The organism is Bacillus sp. 2CMS4F (genome assembly GCF_023161785.1).
Classification (GTDB): domain Bacteria; phylum Bacillota; class Bacilli; order Bacillales; family Bacillaceae; genus Bacillus; species Bacillus halotolerans.
In genome coordinates this window covers 1,517-3,044 of the sequence record NZ_JALNTO010000029.1, presented here as the reverse complement: position 1 = coordinate 3,044, position 1,528 = coordinate 1,517, and the positions used below count along the sequence as shown (strand labels likewise).

The following is a 1,528-nucleotide window of genomic DNA, read 5'->3' as shown; positions in this document are numbered from 1 at the left end:
ACAAGATATCACATAGTGATTCTTTTTAACGGTTAAGTTAGAAAGGGCGCACGGTGGATGCCTTGGCACTAGGAGCCGATGAAGGACGGGACGAACACCGATATGCTTCGGGGAGCTGTAAGCAAGCTTTGATCCGGAGATTTCCGAATGGGGAAACCCACCACTCGTAATGGAGTGGTATCCATATCTGAATTCATAGGATATGAGAAGGCAGACCCGGGGAACTGAAACATCTAAGTACCCGGAGGAAGAGAAAGCAAATGCGATTCCCTGAGTAGCGGCGAGCGAAACGGGATTAGCCCAAACCAAGAGGCTTGCCTCTTGGGGTTGTAGGACACTCTATACGGAGTTACAAAGGAACGAGGTAGATGAAGAGGTCTGGAAAGGCCCGCCATAGGAGGTAACAGCCCTGTAGTCAAAACTTCGTTCTCTCCAGAGTGGATCCTGAGTACGGCGGAACACGTGAAATTCCGTCGGAATCCGGGAGGACCATCTCCCAAGGCTAAATACTCCCTAGTGACCGATAGTGAACCAGTACCGTGAGGGAAAGGTGAAAAGCACCCCGGAAGGGGAGTGAAAGAGATCCTGAAACCGTGTGCCTACAAGTAGTCAGAGCCCGTTAACGGGTGATGGCGTGCCTTTTGTAGAATGAACCGGCGAGTTACGATCCCGTGCAAGGTTAAGCAGAAGATGCGGAGCCGCAGCGAAAGCGAGTCTGAATAGGGCGCATGAGTACGTGGTCGTAGACCCGAAACCAGGTGATCTACCCATGTCCAGGGTGAAGTTCAGGTAACACTGAATGGAGGCCCGAACCCACGCACGTTGAAAAGTGCGGGGATGAGGTGTGGGTAGGGGTGAAATGCCAATCGAACCTGGAGATAGCTGGTTCTCTCCGAAATAGCTTTAGGGCTAGCCTCAAGGTAAGAGTCTTGGAGGTAGAGCACTGATTGGACTAGGGGCCCCTACCGGGTTACCGAATTCAGTCAAACTCCGAATGCCAATGACTTATCCTTGGGAGTCAGACTGCGAGTGATAAGATCCGTAGTCGAAAGGGAAACAGCCCAGACCGCCAGCTAAGGTCCCAAAGTATACGTTAAGTGGAAAAGGATGTGGAGTTGCTTAGACAACCAGGATGTTGGCTTAGAAGCAGCCACCATTTAAAGAGTGCGTAATAGCTCACTGGTCGAGTGACTCTGCGCCGAAAATGTACCGGGGCTAAACGTATCACCGAAGCTGCGGACTGTTCTTCGAACAGTGGTAGGAGAGCGTTCTAAGGGCTGTGAAGCCAGACCGGAAGGACTGGTGGAGCGCTTAGAAGTGAGAATGCCGGTATGAGTAGCGAAAGAGGGGTGAGAATCCCCTCCACCGAATGCCTAAGGTTTCCTGAGGAAGGCTCGTCCGCTCAGGGTTAGTCGGGACCTAAGCCGAGGCCGAAAGGCGTAGGCGATGGACAACAGGTTGATATTCCTGTACCACCTCCTCACCATTTGAGCAATGGGGGGACGCAGGAGGATAGGGTAAGCGCGGT

At 52.4% G+C, this 1,528-nt stretch carries 1 rRNA gene (only partly in view); it reads left to right on the top strand.

The window, feature by feature from the left end:
• The first annotated feature begins 30 nt into the window (after window positions 1–30).
• Window positions 31–1,528: ribosomal RNA gene (locus MTN95_RS21425) — 23S ribosomal RNA — on the top strand; it runs 1,475 nt beyond the window's last position.